Genomic DNA, 20,798 nt, shown 5'->3' with positions numbered 1-20,798 from the left:
TCTCTGAAATCTCGTGGTTTAGTTTTGGGAATTTTGATTAAATTTTCTTTGCGGCTTCATTAAAGCTTCTCTTACGTAAATCCTCACACTTTCCGGCAATCTTACTGTAAACTCGACCGGTCCCCTCTTTACATTTATCCAGCAAAGGCCAGAGATAGAAAGTTCCTGATTTACGTCAACCACGAGTTTTTCTTCTTTGAAAGTAATTTCCTCAACATCCATTTTACCACAGGGTGGGAGAAGTAGCTTTCCAAAATGCTTTGAATAGTTGCTCAAAAAGTTCTGATTTTTCGTCTTGTGGAACGTAACGTTTTCAGGAGCGAAGATTTGGAATATGGGCCTCAACTTGGTTTCTTGTTGATTACCGCTCATAACTGCCTTTAATTGACACAATCCTCCAACGAAAATCGTCTCTTCCGGGAATGGTTTGAACGTCTTTCTTGTAACCTCTCCTTTTGCCAAAATTTTCGACTGGCATTCGGGATCGAAAAGGTCTATCATCCTGTCGTTAACAACAATTCCAGGGGAATCAAAGAGCTTAAGACCGCCCAATTTGTGTTCTATCAGTCCGATGGTTGTTCCAGGATAAGGAGAGACTGTTGCTGTGGAATCCGTTATTGCCTTAAGTATTGATGACTTACCAACATTTGTAACACCTAGCACCAGTGCACTACCTTTCAGAGTTTCCAGTTCTTTTCTTAATTTACTAATTCCAAATCCGTTCTTCGTGCTTGTGATAAATATCTCGGAATTCTTAGCTGGGATGCGTTTTTTCAGCCACTCTTTTAGTTGGCTACCACTCACTGTTTTTGGTAGTGTGTCAAACTTATTTGCAACGTAGACAACGTTAGCATCGGATAATAACTCCACGATCTCTGGTCTGTATGTCCCTTCGAAGTCAAAAACATCAAAGATGTAGATGATGTACTTAAACTTTTTTATCACTTTCATTATAAACTCCATTATCTCCTCTTCATCCGCTTCACTTATAAGCATCCCATAGTGCTTCAGTTTAAAGCATCTTTGACAGAGTATCTCTTTGCCCTCTTCGTATCTTTTGGTGTAGACTTCGTACGGTATGAAACCTGGTTTGCCAGGATGGTCGAACTGTATTTCTGCACCGCAACCTGGACATTTAGCCATCAATTTCACCATCCTTAAAGGTTTTTAAAACGATAAGAGTCCTTAACTTCCCGTTTCTACCAGAAGCTTTTCCATTCTAATGAATGTAAAACGAACGTTCTTAAGGTTTATCCTATTCACTCTGGTACCTACGTACCCAAGTCTTTTGTAGAGCTCTATTGCCTGAACATTTGTATTTTCAACATCTAAAGATATCTTCTTGAATTTCTTTTGTTTTGCGACTTCCTCCGCAAAGAGCATCAACTTTCGCCCGTAGCCTCGACCTCTGTAGTTTTTATCAACGGCAACATTCGAAATATAAAACTCATCAGGTCTAATTTTATTACGCATCCAAACGTATCTGAACATCGGCAATCTTCTAAAAAGCTCGAATCCCATCAACTGGAAGAGGGCGAATCCGGTCTTCAATGCTCGTTTTCTAACGGTGTTACCTTCGAACATAACGATTATCCCGACAACCTTACCTTCATCGATTTCAAGCACATGAGTGTTGTCCAAGGAAAAAACGGTCCCTGGAGTTTTAACTAACCTACCAAGTATCAACTTCACATATGGACCAAAAAGCAATGGCAAAAATGAGCGTCCTGTTTCAAGAATTAAGCTTGCAATAACATCAGCATCTGAAATTTCGGCTTTTCTTATAACTTCCAAAATAAATCACCTCAGCTGATAGTGAAAAAACAAGTACAAAAGAAGAGAAAAAATTTACATTACTAACAAAATTATACCATACATCAGTTATAGGGTGAAGCGATGAACAATTCACCTAATTGTTCAAAGGTGATTTGAACTATAAACAAAAAAGGCTACTACCAATTGGTAGTAGCCTTTACTTTTTCACATATTTCTCCTAAGACCGTTAACGTATTTGATTTCTCCAGAGCTCTTCAGAGGTATCGTTTTATAATTCAAATTATGTTGTGCGATGATCCTTCGTATTGTTCTTGTTCTTGACCTCATGACTATCGATTCTGTGATTGCGGTATTCTTGTAGAATCTGACACCTTTGAGCATATCTCCGTCAGTAACTCCTGTAGCAGCGAATATCACGTTGTCGGATTTGATAAGGTCATCTGTCTTGTAGACCTTCTCAAGATCGTATCCCATTTCTAATAACTTATTTCTCTCGTTTTCATCAATAGGCCAGAGTTTTACTTGTATTTCACCGCCAAGTGATTTCAATGCAGCAGCTGCGAGAAGTGCCTCAGGTGAGCCACCGATACCGATGTATATGTTCACATTGCTCTCTGGAAGAGCGGTTGCTATCGCAGCAGCTATGTCACCATCGCTGATGAGCTTTATCCTCGCTCCTACCCTTCTTATCTCATCTATAATTTCCCTATGTCTGTCTCTATTCAGCACAACGCATGTGAGTTCCGAAATCTCCATACCCAAAATAGCCGCCGCTACTCTGAGATTTTCCCTTATAGTTGCGTTTATGTCCAACTTTCCAGCTAGTTCAGGTCCAACGGCGAGTTTGTACGAATAGTACGTTGGTAAAAATTCAATACCACCTTTTTCCGTTGCGGCGATGACGCTGATGGCGTTTGGAAGGCCGTATGCGACGAGTCTTGTCCCATCGATAGGATCAACTGCGATGTCCAACTCTGGGTCGTCATCCGCCCATCTACCAACTTGCTCGCCAAGGTAGAGCATGGGAGCTTTGTCCTTTTCACCTTCGCCGAGCACAACTGTTCCCTTCATTTCGATATAGTCAAGCATACCGCGCATAGCATCTGACGCCATTTTGTCTACCATTTCCTTGTCTCCGCGTCCCAAGTATCTACTTGCCATCAAAGCCGCAGCTTCGGTAACCCTAACAAGTTCTAATGTTATCTCCTTTTCCATACCGTTCCCCCCTCTTTTGTTCTGACTATAAAATTGTAGCACTCGAGTAGCGAGTAATGTAATTGTTACATTATGATGCATACAAGAATATTATAAGCTGTACGAAAGCATACTGAAAAATTTTACACAGGTTCGTCTAAAAATACCGTTTTTAGACCAAAACAAAGGAAGGAAAAGCTATATAAACCTATAGCTAACCTGCTTTGAAGTCTTTTAAGATGTCGACGTTCAGATCGATTAATGTTACCTGATTTCGGTAGGCGATCTTTGAGAAATAGAATCCGTCCGAGTTCCTTGTGAGGGGGATAGGAGCGGTTATGATGGTGTCTTGAAAAGGTTCACCTGGGACAACGCAGTAAAATGGGAACATCTGACTAATCATCCATGCAGTTTTCTTATCAAGGCTAACCACAATCTTAGCTCCGTGTTTTTCAAAGCTGCGCAGTTTGTGAACATCAAAAGAAGATATGAAGTTGGCTCTATTTCCATGCTTGAAAATTAAAACACCGTTTTTATCTAGGAACACCACATCCTTTTTCAAAAGTCTTTTCGTAGTCTTCAAATCTGCTTGAGTGAAGTTTCGTGCTACAATTACGTCAGCCGTGTTCAGCTCTAATGAAAATTCCTTCAACACACTTTGCAAATCTCTCCCATCGTAATGGATAATAGCTAAATTTAATGTTTGGCTTTTTTGTTTGCCAAGGATTCTCGAGAACCTGGAGAACTTTTTGAAGAAATTCAAGATTAGTCCAAAAAAACTTATGAGGAACCCATTCAGCTCGTTCATACACTTGTAGTTGCCGACACATGCGACTTTAGTTGTGTCAAAAGACAGCCACTTCCCTCCTTTCGAACATCAGTGCCTTGCTTTTTCCAGACGTAGCGATCTGACCTTTCGTTCTAAGGGTAGTTAACCAAGGTTTTCACAAGCCCGTCACTTCAACGATGAGTGATTGACTGGGTTATCTCCTAACAGCGAATTTGTTGGATTTGTCGAGAATTACTTGTTCAAGACAACGATCCTGCCGAATACGTATTTTCTGAGGGAAAGCAGGGATATCGGTCTTCTGTCTACCTTATTTTGATGTATCCCATCCGGCATCTCTGCGGCATCCCAGACCCATATATTTCCATAACCATCGATTTTTTCGAAGATCATCACGTGGTCGTAAACGGTATCTTCGTTTGTGTCAATGAAGATTAGATCTCCTTTCTTTAAGTCTTTCAAATCAGAGATAGGTTTGGTGTTGTACTTATATAGATTATCTGCTGTCACGTCGTACACAAGAAAGCCTTGGTATATAAACCTTTCGTGACCAAGGAGCTTAAGCAAATACAGAACCAATCCACTACAGTCCATTCCGGTGCTATCGATTCCTCCCCAAACGTAAGGAAGACCTTGCAATCTCTTCAATTCGGAAAACATTTTATCTATCTCTGTTTTTGATAACTCACGTGTTGGAGAAGCTAAACTCAAAGATGTGAAAATTAACAAAATGACGATGAATAGTGCGAGCTTAGTCAGAATGTACGTTCTGCGCATAGTATCCAGCCTCCGAGGAATAGAATAACTAGAATAACTACTATGGATTATACCACATACATCCCGTGTTGAAAAACCACGTTGTGTGGTATAATCTTAGGTAAGTAACACATATTTCAATAAAAGATACAAAAGGAGGTTTAAGGTGATGGAGTGGGTGTATATAAAGAACCTAAAAGACTATATTGATAAAGAAGTTGAGCTACGCGGTTGGGTAAGAAGAAAAAGATCCAGCGGGAAGATAATGTTCATCGAATTTCGCGATGGAACAGGTTTTGTTCAGGTAGTTGTTGAAAAGAGCACGGTTGGTGATGAAAATTTCACCGCTGCTGACAAGTTGAGGTTAGAATCTTCGGTTATCATAAAAGGTAAGGTCAGAAAAGATGAAAGGGCACCAAGCGGAGTTGAAGTTCTCGCAACGGAAGTTATCCCCGTTCAAATCCCGACAGAAGATTTCCCCATCCAAAAACCAGACCACAGTATCGACTACCTTATGGAGCACCGTCATCTCTGGCTCAGGGCAAAGCGCCAGTTCCACATTATGAGAATAAGAGATGCGGTCATTAAAGCAATTAGAAAATTCTACTGGGAAAGGGATTTCGTCGAGATAGATACACCAATCTTCACAGGTGCTATCGGCGAAACGGCCGGAAACCTTTTCGAAGTTGATTATTTTGATTACGGTAAAGTCTACCTTACACAAACGGGTCAGCTGTACCTCGAAGCTGCTTGTATGGCATTCGGAAAGGTTTACAACCTTGGTCCAACATTCAGAGCGGAAAAATCAAAGACCCGAAGGCACCTTATAGAATTCTGGATGAACGAAGCTGAAGTGGCGTACTACGAGCACGAAGACAACGTAAAACTCCAAGAAGATCTGGTTTACTATATCGTCCAATACGTTCTCAACAACGCATACGATGACCTTGTTGCTATTGGAAGAGATGTATCAAAGCTTGAAAAAGTCCAAAAACCATTCCCAAGGATGACCTACACAGAAGCTGTTAAATTCCTCCAAAACCAGGGATTTGATATCAAATGGGGAGATGATTTTGGGGGCGATGAAGAGACTGTATTGGCAAAACAATTCGACAGTCCGTTGTTCGTAACCCACTATCCAAGGCAGGCAAAGGCATTCTACATGCAGCCTGACCCAGAAAATCCACAAGTTGTGCTCTGTGACGACTTACTCGCACCAGAAGGTTACGGTGAAATTATAGGTGCTTCACAGCGTATCCATGATTACGACTTGCTCGTCGAAAGACTTAAAGAAAACAATCTACCTGTTGAAAAATACGATTGGTACCTTGACCTAAGGAAATTTGGTTCAGTCCCACACAGCGGATTTGGACTCGGTGTTGAAAGAACGATAGCGTGGATCGCTGGTCTTGAGCACATTCGAGAAGCCATACCTTTTGCGAGAACGCTCTACAGAGTGCATCCATAAAACAGTTATGAAGGAAAAACAAAGAGCGGGAGGCTTTGTGCCTCCCGTTTTATAAAAAAGCTTATTATGAGGTGAACAGGGATGATATGGTGGGTGTTGATAGTATTTTTCGGGGGCTTTTTTGTAGGAAAACTTATAAGAACGGATTGGATAGGTAAATACAAACTCGTGCTCGTATTGACTATGTTATTACTTTTCTCACTCGGATTAGAAATCGGCAGTAACGATGAACTATTCCGAAAAATTGACACCATATTACTCTACGGACTTTCGATAGCAGTTGCTGGGAGTTTGGGAAGCTTCATCTTTGGATTAATTCTTGAAAAAACATTTGGGAACGAAAAGTCGAAAAACAACAGTAAGAAACTTCTAAATGAAGAGGGGGAGCAGTAAAGTGGCGGTCCTTTTTCTAATCAGTTCTGTTGTCGTTGGTGTGCTTGTTGGAAGAATAACTCACTTCCAACTCCCAAGTGGTTCTGTTGAAGTCGTTTTGTACATGCTTGTAGCACTCGTAGGATTGGACTTAAGTAAAGAGAAAATTGAGAAGAAGTTTTTCAAAGACATACTCCTTGTAATCTTATCAACGCTGTTGGGAACGCTACTATTTGCGTTTATACTTTCTTTCTTCATCCCACTGAAAAAGCTTGAAACATTACTTGCTGCCTCAGGTTTTGGTTGGTACAGTCTGTCTGCAATATTGATTACAAGTAGTTACAGTGCTTACATAGGTAGTATCTCATTTTTTGCAAACGTATTCCGAGAACTGATAGCCATAGTAATATCTCCATTTGCGTTAAAGCACACAAGATATGGAACAATATCCGTTGCTGGTGCCACTTCGATGGACACACTCCTTGGAATCATCGCCATGTACAGCGACAGGGAAACCGCATTAGTTTCATTTGGGCATGGGTTTATAGTTTCTCTATTGGTACCTGTTTTCGTGAACTTCTTTTTGAAATTATTGGGCTAAGTTTTCGATAAACTTTCGACGTACTGAACGTATTTCTCCACATCGAATTTCTTTTTAGCGCCTTCGTAACTCATATACCTGATCATTCCGAAGACGGGTCTTGGTTGCCAAGGTCTATCGTGAACACCACCTATTGCCCAAGCTATACCAGTGTATCCATTCGGGTCTCTACCGTCAAGTTCGTACTTATCATTTAAATATATCGCATATTTCAAAGCTTCTTCGGGCGAGCTTGTCCATTCAAGAATCTTCTTCGCCCAGTACATTCTCATATAGCCGTGCATCTTACCTTTCACTACCATCTCCTTTTGCGCTGCATTCCACAGTTCATCGTGTGTTCTCGCCTGTTCTAACTCTTCCAAAGAATAAATGTATGGTCGCTTATCTTGTCTGTGCTCATTCAACGTCTTTTTCGCCCAGTCGGGAAATCCTTCGAAAGAATCATAGTTTTCGTTGTAGAAACAAAAATTATCGGCAAGTTCGCGTCGAACTATGAGCTCTTCCAGAAAACTTGCAACACTCTCTGGATATTCGTGTTCGTATTTGAGAGTTTCAAAAGCTACTCGTTGCGGAGCGATCTGGCCGAAATGAAGGTAAGCGGAAAGGTTCGATGTTGCATCCTTTGTTGGGTCGTTGCGCTGTTCACCGTACCATTTCAACTTTCTTTCTAAGAACTCTTTCAAAACCGACATTCCAGAGCTATATCCCGGTTTCAACCATTCGACAGGTTTGACGGAAAAGTCGATGGTTAGCTTTGGTAACACTTCGCCTATTTCCTTAAACACACTTAACTTTTCATACTCCAAATTCGACACCGGCATCTTTCTCAGTTGCGGAAAATCCGTGAGAAATTCCTGCAAATACTTATGAATTTTCGGTCTTAGAGTGTACGCGCCGTATTCTTGCTTTTGTGAGACAAATAAAGCTGGAACAACATTGTGAGCATCTACTTCGTGAACTGGTACGTTCAACTTCTGTACTAAATTTCTCTTCCAATTCTTTACAACTCTTAACGGATTGAAATCGGTGACGATCATACTTGCTTTGACAACATCAACAATGTTAAGTATTTCCTTCTCAGGTTCTCCGAAGGTGAATATTAATGGAATGTTGAACTCTTCGAGTAAACCTTTGGTTTCGAATATACCTTTGAGCATAAAATCGTACTGCCTGAGCGTGGCATCCAAAAACTTCGGAACGATGTTGAAAACCACTATCAACTCAGAGCCATGTTTTAAGGCCTGTTCTTGAGCGTACAACAATGCCCAATTGTCGTGCGCCCTTTGCTCTCTCTGCATCCAGTAAACCACGGGACCTTTTGATTGCTCAGCGCTGGTTTCAAAATCTTCGAGGCTCCGAATCCTTCTTTTGTCGCAGAACACCTCTTTGTAATCCACAACCATTCACCTCCTCACTTTTCAACAGTGTCTAGAAAAGAATGCAAAATTTCTGAGAATTTTTTAAAATCATGGATTCTGTACAAATTAGATGGGACCTTCAAATCGGAAGCACCGAAACCTTCAATGCATTCGAAAAATTTTTGGAAAGATAACGAAATTTCCTCTTCTAATCTCCTATCGGAAGGAATCAAAACTGCAAAGAGTGGTCTAGCAAATTGCGTCAAATAATCAATATGCCAATGCGATTTCTTGCTGGAAGAAAAATGTCTGAGCACTCTTTTTTCAAGGTTTACCATTCCTGAGCCGATATAAGCGTACGTGCCGGATTTCAACTTCCAGCAATTTCTTCCTACATTTAGCTTAATTGAGACATCGAGTGTTAGAACAATAACATACGCACCTCTCATCGAATATCCTCTCTTTGTTCTTTCTGAACAGATGTTGGAATTGGCACAAGCAGTATACCGTCTGAAAAACTACCGAACCCAAGGCATGTTTCTTTGGTTGGTAAATAAACAGTCAAAGCGCATATTAGCGCATCGTCAAAATCTTCTCGTTCCTTAACACAGCCAAATGACGTCCCACAAAATTCTATGTACTCAGAAAGCTTGCGCTCAATCTCTTCCAATTTTCTTAATCTTTCCTTTCTCTTGCCCCTTTTGTAACTGAACAACTTCCCAAAGAATTTAGCTGCTAAAGTAGCGTGTGGATACACTTCGTATACATTGTTATTAGCGAAGCTAAAACCTATTTCGTTTAGCTTTTCGTACAGCGCCGAAGGAAAAAATTTTGGATACCTTTCCGTGTTAACTGGATAAAGCGGCACCTTTATTGGATAATTCTTCAAGAATTCCAACTCATTTTCCCTGTGACCTTGCAAATTTTTGACAATCAATGGAGCGTCAACACCTATTACGGAAGGTCTCTTCAACTCCGAAACAACTTCAACAATCTCTTCCAGAGCCTTTGCATATACATATCTGTAAAGACATAGCTTCCCAGTTTCCCTATCTTCTCTCAATACAACAACTGCCGTTGGGTTTCTTCCACTCCAAGATGGGTCAATGCCTATGAAATAATCAAACTCTTTTTCATATTGGATTGAAAACATAAACAGCCTCCTACATAAAAATATGGTATAAATAATTTAGCTTAAAAAAATTGAGGGCAGGACAACTTATGTCACCTTGGCTTTTAAGCCATTTTGGGAGTCTGTTGCCTGCCTTTAACCATGATAAGTTGGTTGGGCTTTCAGCCCTCGTCAGCATGGAGGATTGGTTCAGTAGGCTCCCTGCCCTCATCAATTGAAAGGAGGATTTTTCATGGATAACTTCCCTGTTTTCGTCGGCATCGATGTTTCCAAGGATAAGTTCAACGTCTGCGCTATCTCTAATCCCAGTTCCATCATCTTCGAATCTTCTTTCGATATGTCCCAGCAAGGCTTTTCCTCCTTCGCAAACAAACTCTCTGCCTTCCCAAAACAATCCATCATCATCGCTATGGAATCTACTGGCTGTTATCATCTCAACCTTCTGGCTTTCCTTTCTTCCAACGACTTTGCTTGCGCTGTTTTTAATCCTCTAACTGTTAAAAACTTTGCTTCTCTTCGAAAGACCAAAACCGACAAAATCGATGCTCGCATTATCGCTACTGCTTTGTTTTACCTACAACATCAAATTCCTTCTTCTGCTTTTGTCAACTCTGAGCTTCGTGATATTGTCAGAGCACGCGAAAACATTATCCACCGCATCGCAAAAGTTAAAGACAATATCGAAAAACTGCTCAACGTTCTTTTCCCTGAACTCGAAAGAGTTACCAATATCTACAGTGACACTATCCTCAATCTTCTTTCTCATTTCCCTTCTGCCAAGGCTATTCAAAAGGCTCGTAATCTGGATGTGTTCTTTTCCAAAGACCGTGGCAGAAGTACAAAACTTAATGCTCAAAAACTTAAAGAACTCGCTAATAACTCGATTGCTCAATATTGGCCGATGAAAGAAAAGATTCTTGTGCAAAATATCAAAGAACTACAATTTTTACAGCAACAGCTTGAAGAATACGACAAGATGATGAAAGAATATTGCGAATGTAGTGCGATAAACCTTGATATCGAGATACTCACGTCAATACCAGGTATTGGTGAAAACAGCGCGATGCATTTCTTGGCAGAAGTTGGAGATATCTCAAGATTTAGTACATACAAAAAACTCATTGCGTATTGTGGACTCGATCCAAGCATTGCCCAATCAGGCAAAAGCAAAGTAGAAGGACACATATCGAAAAGGGGCAATGCCCACCTAAGACGAATACTATGGCTAATGGCAGTGAGTGTAGTGATTCACAACGAATATTTCCGAACATACTATGAACGAAAAAGGCAGCAAGGTATACCGTACAAAAAAGCGATAATGTCAGTAGTACACAAGTTATTGCGAACGTTGTACGCAATGTTGAGAAAGAAAGAGAAGTTCAATATTGATTATGCTATCTCACACTCAAAACAAAAATTTAATTTTGCATAGTTGACTCCTTAGTGCAGGAAAACCACTTTCGGAAAGATTATACACCAATTGCCTAAATAAGGCACAAAATAATAATGGCTTCTTACAAGAATCAAAACAAGCTAATTCTAGAGTTTTTCGAAACGCCTGAGGAATAGGAAAGTGTTTGGAATGTGTAACATAAGATAAGTGTAATCCGTTACTGAGATGGACTTTACAGTTAACACAAGGCGTAGTAAAATGGCTTTCGCCGTCTGAAAAAAGACAGGCAAAAAGGAAAACAAAAAGCGCAGTTGACAAAATCAAAAGCATGTGGTAAATTAAGTAACGCTTAAGAACGCTTAAGAAAGATTAAGCGAAAAAATTTGAGTCTTGACAAAACTAATAGAGTGTGATAAATTAGCAAAGCGCACAGCAGCGACTCGATGAAGGTAAAAAAAGAGTCCGGTCATTGAAATACGAATAGCAGCCACCGAAAAAAATAAGAGCAGGGTTGAGCCTGACAAGGATTAGCTTGGAGGGTTTGATCCTGGCTCAGGGTGAACGCTGGCGGCGTGCCTAACACATGCAAGTCGAGCGGTGCAGCTGGAGGCTTTTGCCGAAGGCTGCATAGCGGCGGACGGGTGCGTAACGCGTAGGAACGTGCCCCCTGGAGGCGGATAGCCGTGGGAAACTGCGGGTAAACCGCCGTAGACTCGGGAGAGTAGAGGCCGAAAGGCGCCAGGGGAGCGGCCTGCGTCCCATCAGGTAGTTGGTAGGGTAACGGCCTACCAAGCCTACGACGGGTAGCCGGTCTGAGAGGATGGCCGGCCACAAGGGCACTGAGACACGGGCCCTACTCCTACGGGAGGCAGCAGTGGGGGATATTGGACAATGGGCGGAAGCCTGATCCAGCGACGCCGCGTGGAGGACGAAGCCCTTCGGGGTGTAAACTCCTTTTGTCGGGGAAAAAGGACTGATGGTACCCGACGAATAAGCCCCGGCTAACTACGTGCCAGCAGCCGCGGTAATACGTAGGGGGCGAGCGTTACCCGGAATTACTGGGCGTAAAGGGTGCGTAGGCGGCCGAGTGTGTCTGGCGTAAAATTCCACGGCTCAACTGTGGGTATGCGCTGGAAACTACTTGGCTTGGGTGCGGCAGAGGCAGACGGAACTGCTGGTGTAGGGGTGAAATCCGTAGATATCAGCAGGAACGCCGGTGGAGAAGTCGGTCTGCTGGGCCGTAACCGACGCTGAGGCACGAAAGCTAGGGGAGCGAACCGGATTAGATACCCGGGTAGTCCTAGCCGTAAACGATGCTCACTAGGTGTGGGGACGGAAGTCTCCGTGCTGAAGCGAACGCGATAAGTGAGCCGCCTGGGGAGTACGCCCGCAAGGGTGAAACTCAAAGGAATTGACGGGGGCCCGCACAAGCGGTGGAGCGTGTGGTTTAATTGGAAGCTAAGCCAAGAACCTTACCAGGGCTTGACATGCTGGTGGTACCGAGCCGAAAGGTGAGGGACCCTACCGCAAGGTAGGGAGCCAGCACAGGTGGTGCACGGTCGTCGTCAGCTCGTGCCGTGAGGTGTTGGGTTAAGTCCCGCAACGAGCGCAACCCCTGCCCTTAGTTGCCAGCGGTAAGGCCGGGCACTCTAAGGGGACTGCCGGCGACGAGCCGGAGGAAGGAGGGGATGACGTCAGATACTCGTGCCCCTTATGTCCTGGGCGACACACGCGCTACAATGGGATGGACAGCGGGAAGCGAGGCAGCGATGCTGAGCAAAACCCTGAAACCATCCCCCAGTTCAGATTGTGGGCTGAAACCCGCCCACATGAAGCCGGAATCGCTAGTAATCGCGGATCAGCCACGCCGCGGTGAATACGTTCCCGGGCCTTGTACACACCGCCCGTCAAGCCACCCGAGTCGCGGGCACCCGAAGACGGTGACCCTTAGGGGCGCCGTTGAGGGTGAACGTGGTGAGGGGGGCTAAGTCGTAACAAGGTAGGTGTACCGGAAGGTGCGCCTGGATCACCTCCTTTCTAAGGAGAGGATGGTGGCTGCTATTCGGATTTGAGTGATCGGGCTCGTAGCTCAGATGGTCAGAGCGCACGCCTGATAAGCGTGAGGTCGGAGGTTCGATTCCTCCCGAGCCCACCATGGGTGGGGACATAGCTCAGCTGGGAGAGCACCTGCTTTGCAAGCAGGGGGTCAGGGGTTCGAATCCCCTTGTCTCCACCAATGGGTGGAGGGTCATTGAAAAGTGCATAGGGTAAGGTGAAGGTACTAAGGGCACGCAGTGGATGCCTAGGCGGCAGGAGGCGAGGAAGGGCGTGGCAAGCTGCGAAAAGCCTGGGGGAGCTGCAAGCGAGCGTTGATCCCAGGATTCCCGAATGGGGCAACCTGCACGGGAGCAATCCCGTGCGCCACCAAAGGCGCGAAACCCGGGGAAGTGAAACATCTCAGTACCCGGAGGAGAAGAAATCAAACGAGATTCCCTGAGTAGAGGCGATCGAAAGGGGAGGAGCCTAAACCAGCGTTAGTGCTGGGGTTGTGGGACACAGCTAGGCTGAGACCGCTCTGAGGCGTTGTGTAGCCGAACAGTCTGGGAAGGCTGGCCGTAGAGGGTGATAGCCCCGTAGGCGAAACGCAACGCGCAGGAGTGGCTGTGATCCCGAGTAGCGCGGGACTCGAGGAATCCCGCGTGAATCAGGGGGGACCACCCTCCAAGGCTAAATACTACCTGCCGACCGATAGCGCAACCAGTACCGTGAGGGAAAGGTGAAAAGCACCCCGGAAGGGGAGTGAAAGAGACCTGAAACTGCGTGCCTACAAGAAGTCGGAGCCCGAGAGGGTGACGATGTGCCTTTTGATTAATGAGCCTGGGAGTTACCGTACCTGGCGAGGTTAAGCCGGGAGAGGCGGAGCCGAAGCGAAAGCGAGTCCGAATAGGGCGTGAGTCAGGTGCGGTAGACCCGAAGCCGGGTGAGCTACCCATGGGCAGGATGAAGGTGGGGTAAAACCCACTGGAGGTCCGAACCGGTGGATCGTGAAAAATCCTCGGATGACCTGTGGGTAGGAGTGAAAAGCTAACCGAACCCGGTGATAGCTGGTTCTCCCCGAAATGCATTGAGGTGCAGCCTCGGCAGTTCTGTGGTGGAGGTAGAGCACTGATAGGGCTAGTGGGGTTACCTGCGAACCCTGTCAAACTGCGAATGCCACCACACTAATGCCGGGAGTGAGCCCGTGGGGGATAAGCTCCACGGACGAGAGGGGAACAACCCAGACCGTCGGCTAAGGGCCCGGAGAGGTGGCTAAGTGTGAAGAGGAAGGAAGTGGTGCGTCCTAGACAACCGGGATGTTGGCTTAGAAGCAGCCATCATTTAAAGAGTGCGTAACAGCTCACCGGTCGAGACGCACTGCGCCGAAAATGTGCGGGGCTGAAGCCACCCCCCGAAGCCACGGAACCAGCGGAAGCTGGTTGGTAGGGGAGCGTTCCGCGGTAGGGAGAAGGTAGACCCGAGAGGGCTACTGGACGAGGCGGAAGTGAGAATCCAGGCATGAGTATACGAGAGGATGGTGAGAATCCATCCCCCCGAAAGCCTAAGGGTACCTGGGGAAGGGTCGTCCGCCCAGGGTGAGTCGGGACCTAAGGGAAACCCGAAAGGGGTACCCGATGGGAAACCGGTTAATATTCCGGTACCACCTGCGTATCGATACTGTAGGCGGGGACGCAGGAGGCTAAGCTCCGGGGATAAGTGGCAAATCCCTCCAAGCGGTTAGGCGGAGAGGGCTGTAGGTAAGTCCGCAGCCTGAGCTGAGCCGTGAAGGGGAGAGCCCGAGAGGGCTCAACGGGACTGACGCCAGACTGCCAAGAAAAGCCGCGTGTAGTGATACGTGGGTGCCCGTTCCGCAAACCGACACAGGTAGGCGGGCTGAGAAAGCTAAGGGGAGCGGGATAACCCTTGCCAAGGAACTCGGCAAATTGGCCCCGTAACTTCGGGAGAAGGGGTGCTACGGTAGGTTGAACCCAGGGGAAGCCGAAAGGTGGAAACTGGGGGAGGCCGAGGTAGCCGCAGTGACAAGGCCCTGGCGACTGTTTACCAAAAACACAGGTCTCTGCAAACTCGATGAGAGGAAGTATAGGGACTGACGCCTGCCCGGTGCCGGAAGGTTAAGGGGAGGGGTGCAAGCTCCGAACCGAAGCCCCGGTAAACGGCGGCCGTAACTATAACGGTCCTAAGGTAGCGAAATTCCTTGTCGGGTAAGTTCCGACCTGCATGAATGGCGTAACGACTGGGGCACTGTCTCGGCAGGGGACCCGGTGAAATTTCAGTCTGGGTGAAGATGCCCAGTACCCGCAGCTAGACGGAAAGACCCCGTGGAGCTTTACTGTAGCCTGGTATTGTGCTCTGTTGCGGCGTGTACAGGATAGGTGGGAGGCTGAGAACCGTGCTCGCCAGGGTGCGGGGAGCCGCCGGTGGGATACCACCCTCGTCGCAGCGGAGTTCTAACCTACGCGTGTGGAGAGCACGCGAGGGACAGTGCCAGGTGGGCAGTTTGACTGGGGCGGTCGCCTCCTAAAGGGTAACGGAGGCGCGCAAAGCTCGGCTCAGGTGGGTTGGAAATCCACCGTAAGAGTGCAAGGGCAAAAGCCGGGCTGACTGCGAGACCGACGGGTCGAGCAGAGGGGAAACCCGGTCCTAGTGACCCGGCGACTCCGAGTGGAAGGGTCGTCGATCAACGGACAAAAGTTACCCCGGGGATAACAGGCTAGTCTAGCCCGAGAGTTCACATCGACGGCTAGGCTCGGCACCTCGATGTCGGCTCATCCCATCCTGGGGCTGAAGCAGGTCCCAAGGGTTAGGCTGTTCGCCTATTAAAGGGGTACGTGAGCTGGGTTCAGACCGTCGTGAGACAGGTCGGTCCCTATCTGCTGCGGGCGCAGGAGGCTTGAGGAGGGTCGCCCTTTGTACGAGAGGACCAGGGTGAGGGAGCCTCTGGTGTACCAGCTGTCCTGCCAAGGGCATACGCTGGGTAGCCACGCTCCTGAGCGATAACCGCTGAAAGCATCTAAGCGGGAAGCGCGCTCCAAGATGAGGCCTCCAAGGCCGGTCCGAGAAGAGGACCTTGATAGGCCGGTGGTGGGAGCACAGCGATGTGTGGAGCCAACCGGTACTAATAGGCCGACTCCTTCACCTTGACCCTATGCACTTTTGAATGACCCTGGGTGCCGATACCGCGGTGGGAAACACCCAGTTCCATTCCGAACCTGGCCGTTAAGCCACCGTGGGCCGATGGTAGTAAGGGGGCGACCCCTTGCGAGAGTAGGTAGTGCCCAGGATTCCTATATGCTCAAAAAAGCCTCTGCATATCGCAGAGGCTTTTTTATTTTTTGTTGGTTTCTGTCAAAAAGAAAATCAGCTCTTAATGTTATATCAGAAAGTTTTTCTAGTGAACTCAAAAATGTTAAGAATGTATGAACAATGTCCCATCAAGGTAAGAAGTGGTATAATTACAATCGAGGGGTAGCAAACCACGACAAAATAAGAAGTTTTAAAGGGACTTTCTTGAAGAGCTGAGTCGGGGTGGAATAGTGGGGGAAGTCAAAGTGCTTGCTAAGAACAACTTCAGGAGTTCTTTTCGTTTCAGAGCTGTACTCTTGATACTCTTGTCTTTTTCGCTTTTCTTCGTACTTTACATCACCTTAGGAATAGTTAATGCACCTTGCGGAACAGTTATTGAATGGAATCAGGAGCTGGGAAAGTACTACGAATTTCACAAACCTTCCAAAATCGTTTTGAATGGAACCTTCGAGTTCGATGGGGTTAATAACTATATTGTTTTTCAAAAAGTCTTGGCAACGAAGATGGATGTCTACATCAACGGTTACCATGTTGTTTCGTTTGGTGATGGGACTGGCAATCTTTGGCCAAGGTCTCGTGTTGTTAGAGTGCCAAAAGTACTATTGCAAGAGAATAGAACTAATAAGATAAAGGTTACACTCTACGGTTTGGTCGGAGCTGGGATATATGGACAACCGTATGCCACAATTCCGCAAGTAGCCGTCCAGAGAGCTGCTTTGATAGATTTGTTTAGAAATAATATAACTCTTATTGGGATAGGAATGACTGCTCTAATACTATACTTACTGATTATTGCTTATCAAAGCTTAAGCAGAGATGAAAAGCTTGTTTATCGCTATTTGATGATAGCTTCCAGCTTCATGATAGCCTCCCTCATTCAGTTTGTCTATCGTGAGAGTTCTGGGAGTCCCGAGATGTATTTAATTTTTGAAGAGTTGGGAGTAACTGCCTCACCTTTTATTATTACTTACCTATTTTTTGCCATAAGGACTCTTTCAGTACCTGATAAAGCAATTAACAGAAAGCTAAAGGCATTCTTGAAATATTTCCCTGTGGTCTTGCTTGCATTGGCTCTATTTTCCACTAAGGTAAAATACATTCACATTGCAAGTACGCTTTCAGAACTTTATTCATTAGCTCTTATCTTTTCTGTTTTATTTTTTGTTTTTAGGTACAAAATCCTTGATTTCGTATTTCCTATTTCGTTTTTGGTGATGACTGGTATCGAAACTTTGTACGTGCTTTCATTCAACAAATCAAATGAACTCATGATCCACTACGGTCGCTTTGTTTTCTTAGTGTACGTGGGGACTGTAACTATGGGAAGATTCAAAAAGATTTCTGCTTCTCACGAAAGACTGAAAAATGAAAACCTTATTGATTCACTCACAGGGGTGTATAATAGAAAGGTAATAGACCTTGTTCCAAAGAAGGGAACGTTCGTACTTCTTGATCTTGACGGTTTTAAACTTATAAACGACAAGTATGGCCATGTTTATGGTGACCAAGTTTTGAAAAGGTTCGCTGAGATTGTGAAATCGCACATTAGAAGTGAAGATTACTTTATACGGTTGGGAGGAGACGAGTTCTGTCTGATCTTTAATTCGGTAGAGGAAAAAGATGTGCATAAAATCATCATTCGCTTGTACAACGACTGTCGTAACGAACTCAACCTAGGCTTTTCGTACGGAACAGCTCCGTTCGATGATTTCGATAAAGCGTACGAAACGGCTGATAAAGTGATGTACGAAAAAAAGATGGAAAAGTATGCTCAGGAACTGAAAAAGCGAGAAAAAAGATGAAACGGTATTTAAAAGACCAACAAGGAGGAGGTGCTCAAATGCGAGGAAAGAAATTTTTCGGTTTGGTTGGAGTGCTGATTTTGATGCTGCTGTTTGCGTTCTCTACTGTATCGTTAGCACAAAACACTCAGTTTATTGTCAAGAAATTAACTGTCACTTTCCCAGACCCACTTTTTAAATCTGTTGGAACTAAAACGTTTTCTGTGCAATACATCAAGTTATATGAGGATAAAGAAAGCAAAGGTTATATCTTGAAAGCTTGGCTATTCCAATCTGTAAATGTTCAGGAAACAAAAAACACTTTCAAAATCCGAGCTGTTAGTGCTGATGGTAAAAAAGAATACGTCGAAGAGCTCAAAGCAGAACGTGACAAGCTGTACCTTCGCTTACCTCTTGTCCTCGTTATCATGCCTTCCAATTATACATTGTACGTCGACAACCAGATCGTTGAGCAATCCAAACAAACTTCAGGTGGTGATGTCAACGTGCCAATCTTTGGTGATAAATCAGAAGCAGGAATGGTGCTTTTGGTCAAAACACAAAGCGGATACAGAGCTATTTCAGAAGGTGAAACAATATCAAAAGATGATGTTGTACTTCTCCAAATCATAGCTGGTACTTTCCCAACGGGTGGCTACAGAATCGAACTGGATGAACCGGATATCGTGTATCCAGTTGGAAATAATCCAGGAAAAATAACCCTGACAGGAACATTCTACAAGCCAGGTCCCGGTGATATGGTAACTCAGGCGTTTACAACACCAACAAAAACGATAGAACTTGGCAAATTTCCTGCCGGGCAATACGAGCTGGTTGTTAATGTAAAAAACTTAGGTGAGTTCAGAACGATTTTTAATGTAAAGTAATATGCTAATTGGATAAATTCCGAGTGCAGTATGGAGCCGAGTGGTTCGGCTCCTTTTTTAACTTCCTAATCTTTGCCCAACATCTTTGCATATGCTATAATTAACAACGGGAAAGCAAGAAAAATACTCGAAAAATTTAGGAGTGAGATTCAGATGGTAGAATTAAGAATCGCAAAGAAAGTTAAAGAAGCACTTGAAAATGGTCAACCAGTTGTAGCTCTTGAAAGCACGGTAATAGCACATGGCTTGCCTTATCCTCACAATGTCGAAACAGCAAAGCTTTTGGAAGATATATGCGCCGAAAACGGTGTTGTTCCAGCCACGATAGGAGTACTTAAGGGTGAAATCATCGTAGGAATGACTCAGGAAGAAATCAATGAAATGCTGAACGATGAACCACTGAAGATAGGCACGCGTGAGATACCGTACGTGGTTGCGATGAAAAAGAGTGCAGCAACAACGGTCAGTGCGACGATGCGCATAGCAAAGATGGCAGGTATCGATGTTTTTGCAACAGGTGGAATCGGAGGTGTACACGTAGGTGATTGGGATGTTTCGCAGGACATAACGGAAATGGCGAAAACGGATCTGGTTGTTGTGAGCGCCGGTTGTAAGTCTATACTCGATGTAAAAAAGACCGTCGAGTTCATGGAGACTTTCCAGATACTTGTTCTTGGATACAGAACCGATAAGTTCCCAATATTCTACGAAGGGCTATCTTCTTTTGCGCTGGAACATGTAGTCCAACAACCAGATGAGGTTGCGAAGATCTATCTAACAAAGAAGGAACTTGGAATAGAAGGGGCGGTTTTAGTTGCCAATCCAATCCCTCAAGAATATGCAATTGAAGAAAGCGAAGTTCAAAAGTACATAGAGCAGGCTTTGAAAGAATGCGAAGAAAAGGGCATCACGGGTAAACAGGTCACACCGTACATTCTTTCCCGCGTAGCTGAGCTGAGCAACTACAAAACACTGCGAGCGAATATTGAACTTTTAAAAAATAATGTGAGGTTAGCATGCCAGATAGCAAAAGAAATAGTCAATCTCAAGGTCCAAGGTTAGAACAGAAGCTTTTACTCACAAGAACAGAAAAACTCTATCTCAACATACTCGAGGCACCTTACCATGTATTGCGCGAAAAGTATCTACCTGTGGTGGAATTGGATGATACATATCACCCACATGCGGAAGACCTGCACGAGGTCTTAGTTAAGTTGTTGCCATACCTTGGATTGTCTGATCAAGAAGAACAAATAGCTGAATACATAATCTACAACATTGACAGTACGGGGAAGTTAAGGATAACACCAGAAGAACTAACCGAAAAATTTTCGATAGACCTTCTGCATGCTCAAAAAATGGTTGAGCTGATTCTCACAGAATTCTCTGAAGAAATTGCCCAACATACATTTAACGAAGATCAAGCGTACATCGAGCCCGATGTGATAATGACTCCTGAGAAGGTTGAGGTAAGGAAAATAGACGTGAGAGATCCGATAATAGCTAAAGCATTGCATATGAGAGAAGAGACCATCGCAAAGATTTGCGAAGAAATACGGAAGGTGAACGAGTATTTCCTAAGGGGTTACAGGAAATATCCACAGGTCTTCACCATGAGATACATGGCAAGACTTCTCGGATTGCACGTTTCAACTGTAAGCAGGGCAGTAAGGAATAAGTACGTCAGCACCCCATTTGGGATACTTCCGCTGAGGTTCTTCTTTGGAAGAACAATCAATAAAAAGATCGTCCTGCAGGAGATTGAAAAACTCCTCAATATGGACGACAATCTTACAGATTTTCATATCACACTCGTTCTCAAATCGGCAGGCATACAAATATCGCGCAGAACGGTAAATAAGTACAGAAAAATAATCGAAAGCCAAAAAGGAAGACAAATCAAATAGCGAAAAGAAAAACGCACACGAATCA

The 20,798-nt window shown here is 44.8% G+C and carries 16 protein-coding genes, 2 tRNA genes and 3 rRNA genes; 13 read left to right on the top strand and 8 right to left on the bottom strand.

The annotated features are described in order from the left end of the window. Positions 1-18: 18 nt before the first annotated feature. The 5 genes from yqeH to NA23_RS08005 all read right to left on the bottom strand — a co-directional run bounded on the left by yqeH (position 19) and on the right by NA23_RS08005 (position 4,534). Positions 19-1,143: a ribosome biogenesis GTPase YqeH gene (yqeH, locus tag NA23_RS08025; RefSeq protein ID WP_033192148.1), complete on the bottom strand. Its 1,125-nt coding sequence runs from the start codon at positions 1,141-1,143 to the stop codon at positions 19-21. Between the two features lie 42 nt (positions 1,144-1,185). After that, on the bottom strand, positions 1,186-1,794 hold the full coding sequence (locus NA23_RS08020; RefSeq protein ID WP_033192147.1) for a GNAT family N-acetyltransferase: 609 nt from the start codon (positions 1,792-1,794) through the stop codon (positions 1,186-1,188). A 186-nt stretch (positions 1,795-1,980) separates the two neighbouring features. Then, positions 1,981-2,991: a class II fructose-bisphosphatase gene (gene glpX, locus NA23_RS08015; protein WP_033192146.1), complete on the bottom strand. Its 1,011-nt coding sequence runs from the start codon at positions 2,989-2,991 to the stop codon at positions 1,981-1,983. A 193-nt stretch (positions 2,992-3,184) separates the two neighbouring features. Continuing rightward, positions 3,185-3,778 carry a hypothetical protein gene (locus NA23_RS08010; RefSeq protein WP_033192145.1) on the bottom strand — a complete coding sequence of 198 codons (594 nt, stop codon included), beginning with the start codon at positions 3,776-3,778 and terminating at the stop codon, positions 3,185-3,187. A 213-nt stretch (positions 3,779-3,991) separates the two neighbouring features. Then, positions 3,992-4,534 carry a C40 family peptidase gene (locus NA23_RS08005; RefSeq protein ID WP_033192144.1) on the bottom strand — a complete coding sequence of 181 codons (543 nt, stop codon included), beginning with the start codon at positions 4,532-4,534 and terminating at the stop codon, positions 3,992-3,994. A 148-nt stretch (positions 4,535-4,682) separates the two neighbouring features. On the opposite strand from NA23_RS08005, the gene asnS reads away from it, so the two are divergent. The 3 genes from asnS to NA23_RS07990 all read left to right on the top strand — a co-directional run bounded on the left by asnS (position 4,683) and on the right by NA23_RS07990 (position 6,954). Beyond that, positions 4,683-5,981 carry an asparagine--tRNA ligase gene (asnS, locus tag NA23_RS08000; RefSeq protein ID WP_033192143.1) on the top strand — a complete coding sequence of 433 codons (1,299 nt, stop codon included), beginning with the start codon at positions 4,683-4,685 and terminating at the stop codon, positions 5,979-5,981. An 81-nt stretch (positions 5,982-6,062) separates the two neighbouring features. After that, a complete protein-coding gene (locus NA23_RS07995; protein ID WP_033192142.1) occupies positions 6,063-6,374 on the top strand; it encodes a LysO family transporter in 312 nt (103 codons plus the stop codon). Position 6,375: 1 nt separating this feature from the next. Then, positions 6,376-6,954 carry a LysO family transporter gene (locus NA23_RS07990; RefSeq protein WP_052107210.1) on the top strand — a complete coding sequence of 193 codons (579 nt, stop codon included), beginning with the start codon at positions 6,376-6,378 and terminating at the stop codon, positions 6,952-6,954. Here NA23_RS07990 and NA23_RS07985 read toward each other — a convergent pair. From NA23_RS07985 to NA23_RS07975, 3 genes are read right to left on the bottom strand one after another with little or no spacing between them, the layout of a single operon-like run. Next, complete coding sequence (locus NA23_RS07985) at positions 6,951-8,351, bottom strand: deoxyribodipyrimidine photo-lyase (RefSeq protein WP_236938346.1); 1,401 nt, start codon at positions 8,349-8,351, stop codon at positions 6,951-6,953. The two genes, NA23_RS07990 and NA23_RS07985, sit on opposite strands and share 4 nt — an antisense overlap. Before the next feature lie 14 nt (positions 8,352-8,365). Further along, entirely contained in the window at positions 8,366-8,761 is a 396-nt protein-coding gene (locus tag NA23_RS07980; protein ID WP_033192139.1) for a GIY-YIG nuclease family protein, read from the bottom strand. Further along, positions 8,758-9,465 (bottom strand): DUF429 domain-containing protein, encoded by a 708-nt coding sequence (locus NA23_RS07975; RefSeq protein ID WP_033192138.1) that lies wholly within the window; start codon positions 9,463-9,465, stop codon positions 8,758-8,760. Before NA23_RS07975 ends, NA23_RS07980 begins: the two co-directional genes overlap by 4 nt. Before the next feature lie 211 nt (positions 9,466-9,676). Between NA23_RS07975 and NA23_RS07970 the strand changes: the two genes are divergently transcribed. The 10 genes from NA23_RS07970 to NA23_RS07925 all read left to right on the top strand — a co-directional run bounded on the left by NA23_RS07970 (position 9,677) and on the right by NA23_RS07925 (position 20,773). Next, complete coding sequence (locus NA23_RS07970) at positions 9,677-10,876, top strand: IS110 family RNA-guided transposase (RefSeq protein WP_236938321.1); 1,200 nt, start codon at positions 9,677-9,679, stop codon at positions 10,874-10,876. Positions 10,877-11,366: 490 nt separating this feature from the next. Then, positions 11,367-12,874 (top strand): 16S ribosomal RNA (locus NA23_RS07965). A 41-nt stretch (positions 12,875-12,915) separates the two neighbouring features. After that, positions 12,916-12,992, top strand: a tRNA-Ile gene (locus NA23_RS07960). Between the two features lie 5 nt (positions 12,993-12,997). Beyond that, positions 12,998-13,073 (top strand) — tRNA-Ala (locus NA23_RS07955). A 35-nt stretch (positions 13,074-13,108) separates the two neighbouring features. Beyond that, a 23S ribosomal RNA gene (locus tag NA23_RS07950) occupies positions 13,109-16,034 on the top strand. A gap of 24 nt (positions 16,035-16,058) precedes the next feature. After that, a 5S ribosomal RNA gene (rrf, locus tag NA23_RS07945) occupies positions 16,059-16,175 on the top strand. The 16S, 23S and 5S rRNA genes sit together here with 2 tRNA genes alongside, the layout of an rRNA operon. A gap of 268 nt (positions 16,176-16,443) precedes the next feature. Further along, on the top strand, positions 16,444-18,000 hold the full coding sequence (locus tag NA23_RS07940) for a GGDEF domain-containing protein (RefSeq protein WP_033192136.1): 1,557 nt from the start codon (positions 16,444-16,446) through the stop codon (positions 17,998-18,000). Positions 18,001-18,038: 38 nt separating this feature from the next. Next, positions 18,039-18,866, top strand: a complete 828-nt coding sequence (locus NA23_RS07935; RefSeq protein ID WP_033192135.1) for a protease complex subunit PrcB family protein — start codon at positions 18,039-18,041, stop codon at positions 18,864-18,866. Positions 18,867-19,019: 153 nt separating this feature from the next. Continuing rightward, the gene (locus NA23_RS07930; RefSeq protein WP_033192708.1) at positions 19,020-19,928 is read left to right on the top strand and encodes a pseudouridine-5'-phosphate glycosidase; all 909 of its coding nucleotides are present in this window, start codon (positions 19,020-19,022) and stop codon (positions 19,926-19,928) included. Beyond that, the gene (locus NA23_RS07925; RefSeq protein WP_033192134.1) at positions 19,883-20,773 is read left to right on the top strand and encodes an RNA polymerase factor sigma-54; all 891 of its coding nucleotides are present in this window, start codon (positions 19,883-19,885) and stop codon (positions 20,771-20,773) included. Before NA23_RS07930 ends, NA23_RS07925 begins: the two co-directional genes overlap by 46 nt. Positions 20,774-20,798: the final 25 nt, after the last annotated feature.

This window comes from Fervidobacterium islandicum (genome assembly GCF_000767275.3).
In the GTDB taxonomy this organism is placed as follows: domain Bacteria; phylum Thermotogota; class Thermotogae; order Thermotogales; family Fervidobacteriaceae; genus Fervidobacterium; species Fervidobacterium islandicum.
This window is presented reverse-complemented; position numbering and strand designations above follow the sequence as displayed.